We start from the raw sequence: 6,039 nt of genomic DNA, 5'->3' as shown, positions 1-6,039 counted from the left end.
CACCCGTAGGACCGGTAGCTCCAGTAATCCCGGTGGCACCGGTAGAGCCAGTTGATCCAGTGATCCCCGTAGCGCCGGTAGAGCCAGTTGATCCAGTAATCCCTGTCGCACCCGTAGGACCGGTAGCTCCAGTAATCCCGGTGGCACCGGTAGAGCCAGTTGATCCAGTGATCCCCGTAGCGCCGGTAGAGCCAGTTGATCCAGTAATCCCTGTCGCACCCGTAGGACCGGTAGCTCCAGTAATCCCCGTGGCCCCGGTAGATCCGGTAGCTCCAGTGATACCGGTGGCACCAGTAGGACCGGTAGATCCAGTAATACCCGTAGCGCCTGCAGGCCCAGTTTCACCTGGTGCTGCTAAAAGTGTGTAATCTGACGACGTATCTGGCGTACCTGAAGGTGGTGCAGAATCCACTATATACGTACCACCACCATAAGTGACCACTTGCCCTACTGAATATGTTGTTGCCATAACAGGATCATAGGCTTCAACACCACTTAATCCGATCCCAGTAGGCCCCGTAGGCCCAGTTTCTCCAGAAGCAGCCAAAAGGGTATAGTCGGGGGAGAGTCCAGGTATTCCTGATGGATCGTCAACATTGGCAATGTAAGTACTGCCATTAAACGTGACCACTTGCCCTGCATCATAATCTTGTAATTGTGAGGGATCAAAAGGAAGAGCGCCGGTTAACCCGCCAGCAGGTCCAGTAGGTCCGGTTGGTCCAGGGGGACCTGCTGGGCCTGCCGGGCCTCTTGGTCCAGCTCTTTGATTTGGTTTTGATTGTTTTATTCCTTTTGCAATCTGGCAAGGTTGATTCCCTTGAGATATCTTTTGTGTTGGATATTCTTGTTTAATGAATGGACAGTCTCTTTTTCGAGGACGGTCATGACGTGATCTTTTGTAATGAGGCTGTTCATGGTATTTACCGCAAAAGGGACATTTGTGTTCGAATTGATTGTACAAATTGCCCATCTCCTAGAATTGATATTTCATTCTATGTGCAAATTTTCAAATTGGAAGTAAAACCTAGGAAATCATCATTTCGAAAATCATCGAATCAAATCATTTAAATCTTTCATGAATTTGTGTTATGGTGTTGAAAGTATAAAATAGTATGATTTTTGACAGAAATGGGGACATCATTTATGAGTCAATCAGTTTTACAAGGCAAAGCCTATTCCGTTTTAAATTTATCCTCAGTGACAGAAGGAGGTACCATTAAAGAATCTTTTGATCGTAGTATGGATTTAGCAAAGAAGGCGGAGAAGTGGGGCTATCATAGATACTGGCTGGCAGAACACCATAACATGGAAGGGGTAGCGAGCTCTGCAACGTCTGTTTTAATTGGATATATTGCGGGAGGAACCGAAAAAATTCGAGTAGGATCTGGCGGGATTATGCTGCCAAACCACTCTTCACTTGTCATTGCCGAACAATTTGGCACACTTGAGACATTGTATCCAGGGAGAATTGATTTAGGTCTTGGCAGAGCACCAGGGACGGATCAGTTAACAGCAAGAGCGCTTAGACGTAATCTTCATAACGGAGAAGATTTCCCAGAGCAGCTTGAAGAACTTCGTCAATATTTCAAGCCGACCGGTCAGGTTAAAAAACATGTAAGAGCTGTTCCAGGAGAAGGTCTGGACATTCCGATTTGGCTCCTTGGTTCAAGTGGTTTTAGCGCCAGACTTGCAGGAGAACTTGGATTACCATTTGCCTTTGCAGCACATTTCTCACCTAAAAATACAATTCCTGCGTTAGAGTTGTACAGACAGTCCTTTAGACCTTCTGATGTATTAAAAGAGCCTTATGCCATGGTCGGTGTGACGGTTTTTGCTGCAGATGAAACAGAACGGGCTGAATACTTGGCAACCTCTCATTATCAGCGGTTTTTAAGTCTCATTCGCAACACACCAGGAAAACTGAAGGCGCCTGTCGACAGCATGGACGGTCTTTGGAGTCCATATGAAAAGGCGATGGTGGATGAACAATTAAGCTCGACTATCATTGGGGATAAAGAAAAAGTAAAAATAGAATTAGAAGCCTTTATTGAAGCTACACAAGCAGATGAAGTGATGATTAATTCTGATATGTTCGATCATCAAGAAAGAATGCGTTCGTATGAAATCATCGGAGAGATCTTTCAAGAGGCACAAGAAAAATAAACATAAAAAAAGAACTGCACAGAGCAGTTCTTTTTTATTTAAGCTTTTGTAAAAATGCGAAATGGTTGTCCGATTGGCAGAACAATACGGCCAAAATGTGTATTAAGGACAACAGCTGCAGAACCATAAAATGAAAGCAGGGAAATAATCAATTCTGCAATACCAGCCATGGTATGAGTCACATCGTACATCACACCAAAAGTGCTAAGGGAAAGACCAATGAATAAGAAATCAATAAAGACGAAAATCAAAAATAATACTTTATGTGTTTCCATTGCACCAATCGTCATAAACAAGCTGAAAATCAAATAACCAATAAACGCAAAACCTAACTGTTTTGGATCTGCTGCTCCCGCAAGCGTTTTCCCAAAAACGCCGGCTTGAATGAGCCAAGTTGTTCCAACGCCCATCCAGAAAAGACCGAATGCGCCAAAAGCAGTGGCTCCAAAAATATTATGATGCTTTGAATCTTGTATGGACGCGATCAGCTGCGCGATTCCTCCAAGGAAGATAGCCCAAGGTAAAATAAGGGAAGTGCCATCTGTGATTCCTAGTTTTTGTGAGGACGCAACGAGCGTCACCATTGCTAAACCAAACAAACCAAGTGGTGTTGGGTCTGCAATTGATAATCGAATTGCTTGAACATTCTGTTTTTCCATAATGACCTCCTACAATTTGCACTTACAAAAGATACTCGAATTCGATAGAAACGTCAAGCTCTTTTTTAGTAGACACTTGCATCGTCTTCCAAATAAATCTATATTTAATACATATCAAATGTGATAGAAAAAGAGGGATAAAATGAGGAAGGGCTTATCTGGAAAAACGATTGCCATTTGTGGAACGAGAAAAATAGAAGAAATGCGTACACTTGTCGAAAAGCAAGGGGGACAAGCCGTTATTCGTTCTCTTCAAGGAACCGTATTTTTAGCCAAAGAGGAATTAAAGCCAGGCATAGAAACCTTTGTGAAACAAGGGGCCGACTGGGTGATCTTGACAACAAGCATCGGTACAGATACATTGATTGAGAGTGCAGAAGAGCTGCAGCTTGGTAAAGAATTTATGAACATTCTATCAAATGCCCATATTGCTTCAAGAGGGTACAAAACCTTTGCTGCTTTGAAAAAACGCGGAATTCAGCCTGAGCTCTCTGATGAAGACGGTACAGTTCGTGACTTGATTTCAAAGCTTGAAGACAAGGAATTTCAAGGCAAACGTGTGATGGTGCAGCTTCATGGTGAAAATGCACCAGCTCTCATTCAGTTTTTACATGAAAAAGGGGCAGATGTTTTGCCGCTTTTACCATATCAGCACACACCTCCTGAACCAGAGGCAGCTGAAACGCTGCTGAAAGAAATGAAAGATGGACAAGTACATGCCGTTTGTTTTACAACCGCTGTCCAAGTTCACGCCTTTTTCAAACTAGCTGCAGAATGGGGAAGAAAAGAAGAATTGCAAGCATTATTCGAGCAGCACGTGCTTGCAGTAGCAGTCGGGAAAGTCACTGCTGAAGCTTTAAAAGAAGAGGGAATAGACCGAATTCTTGCCCCGTCACTTGAGAGAATGGGTGCAATGATAATAGAGCTATCCCGATATATGGAAAAACAATCAGCACACTCATAAAAAAACGCCTTTCACCAGATCAGTGAAAGGCGTTTTGGTTAGATTGTCCGTTTTCGATTCGTCCGAATTTTTTTGAGTACAAAGTAGAGAACAATCAGGACAATGGCAATGACCATAATAGGGGTTGTATAAGCATGAGCAACACTTTGAATATGATCCCATTTTGTCCCAAGCTGCATGCCAAGATAGATAAATAAGATAGACCAAGGGATGGCAGCTAATCCTGTCAAGAAAACGAATTTCAAAAAAGGCATCTTGGCAATACCCGCTGGAATCGAGATGGCATGACGGACAACAGGGATAAAGCGGGCGGTAAAAACTACACCGGTTCCATACCGGTCAAACCAGCGCTCTGCAGTCGCGATATGATGTTCATGGATGAACAAATACTTTCCATACTTTGTTAAAAAAGGTCTTCCGCCGTACAGACCGATCCAGTAAATAAAACACTGGGCGAGCGTACCACCGATGACGCCGGCAATCACAGCTCCTACAAAACCAATTGTGCCTGTTGACACCATATATCCGCCATAGGCAAGTACAATTTCACTCGGAATGATTTCAATCATCAGCCCTAGTGCTACACCTACATAACCAAGGCTTGTCAGCCAGGTTAAAATTTCATTAAAAAAGGTTCCCATTCATTTCACTCTGCCTTTAAATACGATTTTTCTTCAAGCATCCTTATAAGAGCCTATGCTTGTTTTGCTTTTCTCATGAGTATGCTTTCTATATATGCCAGGATGGCTTGCGGCTCATACAGACACCACTGAACCTGCCTTTTTCATCAAGTCTATGTTAAAAAGCTCTCGTCTAGCAGATTTTATCATACCATATTTGCCGGCATTTAGACGATCTACTTGCTATGTGAAAAATAGTCACCATAAAAGAATAGGCTGCATCCGTTTTTTCAGCAGAACATGATATAATTTGCTAGATGAAACGAACGGGTGGTGCACAAACATGTATTTAACAATTGCAGAAACAGCTGAATACTTGGAAGTATCAGAAGCGTATATTAAAAAATTAATCCAGCAAAAAAAGATCCGTTACGTATTTGACGGGGAATCTTATCTTATTTATCAAGGGCAGTTTCAAACGCATTTAAAGCAGCTCGAACAATATAAAGAGCTCGTCCAAGAGATCTTAAATGAACCGATTCCGGAAGACCCTGATGTAAAGGATGAAGATTAGAATATTGTCATTTTTTCAATTGATTCAACATGGATCAATGTAGAAAGAATAATCTTTATATTAACTTATGCTCAAATGGTTCCCGCTCTTTCTCGAATGACAATCATTAGCAGTAAAAGTGAAAATGGTGGGGACAACTACTTTATGTGACGCCTGTCAAAAAAACGAAATGAATGTTGTAGAAGCGTCTGATGAACCGAAACAGCCTTATCACTTAGCCGTTCTCCATTCTCCATTCTCCTAACCAATTTTTACTGCACGATTATTTTTATGGAGAGGACGGACAGGCTTTCCAATCAGAGAAGGACGTCATCGTCACCAAAAGTGAGAAAGCACCAACATTACACGTCGTTAGGCATGATTTGGCGTCTTTAATAGACTTTTCAATTACTAGATGGTTTCTTGAGGATGATGTCATCGATGCGCTGAAACAGCACGACCGCCAAAAAATCTTGGATTCTGTTCATAGTAGGTTTTATGAAACGGAGCATGCCGAAGTGAAATCACGAATGTTAGAAATCGCAGCTGATGTTCTAGGTACAGTTGCCGCTGAATGGGTAAGGGAACTTTTGGATCAGGCGGACGAAGAATTCCTTTATCCGCTTTCGTGGGCAGCAGCCAGCTGTTTGCCAGAAGATGAGGGATTACACCATATATTGAAAAAAATGAAATCGATCAGTGAAAAAGAATTGCCGTTAGAGGCTTTTATTTGCCTGCACCGTTTCCGTTCTCACAAAATATTGGATTGGATGAAGTCAAATTGTACCCATTTTCACGATCAGTGGGGAAGGCTGGCAGCCGTCAGCTGTCCAACCTGGGAAAGAATGAAATCTTGGCTAAACAAAGGAAGGCCTTTCAGCTTAATTGCACTAGATACAATGGCAAACTGTGCAGGAAATAGACCGGCCCTAGTGGAACAATTTTCACCTAAAATCCTTAAAACTGATAAAAATGAAGTAGAGAAGATTTTACATGATGTTAATCAAAAAGATCAGGTTCCACGAGTGAAAATGAAATTGTCCAATATCTTGGAGAACAAACAAGACATATTTGATTAAG

6 protein-coding genes and 1 pseudogene are annotated in these 6,039 nt (G+C 42.3%); 4 read left to right on the top strand and 3 right to left on the bottom strand.

The genetic code is table 11. The annotated features are described in order from the left end of the window. Positions 1-961 (bottom strand): annotated as a pseudogene (locus BA81_RS17725) (collagen-like protein); the annotation flags it as partial. Between the two features lie 182 nt (positions 962-1,143). Here BA81_RS17725 and BA81_RS17720 point away from each other — a divergent pair. Further along, a complete protein-coding gene (locus tag BA81_RS17720) occupies positions 1,144-2,163 on the top strand; it encodes an LLM class flavin-dependent oxidoreductase (RefSeq protein ID WP_034284055.1) in 1,020 nt (339 codons plus the stop codon). Positions 2,164-2,201: 38 nt separating this feature from the next. Here BA81_RS17720 and BA81_RS17715 read toward each other — a convergent pair whose 3' ends face one another. After that, a complete protein-coding gene (locus BA81_RS17715) occupies positions 2,202-2,822 on the bottom strand; it encodes an acetate uptake transporter (protein WP_024425703.1) in 621 nt (206 codons plus the stop codon). Positions 2,823-2,964: 142 nt separating this feature from the next. Between BA81_RS17715 and BA81_RS17710 the strand changes: the two genes are divergently transcribed. Next, a complete protein-coding gene (locus BA81_RS17710; protein WP_034284054.1) occupies positions 2,965-3,786 on the top strand; it encodes a uroporphyrinogen-III synthase in 822 nt (273 codons plus the stop codon). A 38-nt stretch (positions 3,787-3,824) separates the two neighbouring features. On the opposite strand, the gene uptA is transcribed toward BA81_RS17710, so the two are convergent. Continuing rightward, the gene (uptA, locus tag BA81_RS17705; protein ID WP_034284052.1) at positions 3,825-4,427 is read right to left on the bottom strand and encodes an undecaprenyl phosphate transporter UptA; all 603 of its coding nucleotides are present in this window, start codon (positions 4,425-4,427) and stop codon (positions 3,825-3,827) included. Positions 4,428-4,749: 322 nt separating this feature from the next. Here uptA and BA81_RS17700 point away from each other — a divergent pair, with 322 nt between their 5' ends. Further along, positions 4,750-4,980 (top strand): excisionase family DNA-binding protein, encoded by a 231-nt coding sequence (locus BA81_RS17700; protein ID WP_034284049.1) that lies wholly within the window; start codon positions 4,750-4,752, stop codon positions 4,978-4,980. A gap of 497 nt (positions 4,981-5,477) precedes the next feature. Next, complete coding sequence (locus tag BA81_RS19990) at positions 5,478-6,038, top strand: hypothetical protein (protein WP_227001662.1); 561 nt, start codon at positions 5,478-5,480, stop codon at positions 6,036-6,038. Position 6,039 lies beyond the last annotated feature (1 nt).

The sequence above is a fragment of the Bacillus safensis FO-36b genome (assembly GCF_000691165.1).
Lineage (GTDB): Bacteria > Bacillota > Bacilli > Bacillales > Bacillaceae > Bacillus > Bacillus safensis.
Note: the sequence above shows the minus strand (reverse complement) of the source record. Positions and strands in the feature narration are given on the sequence as shown.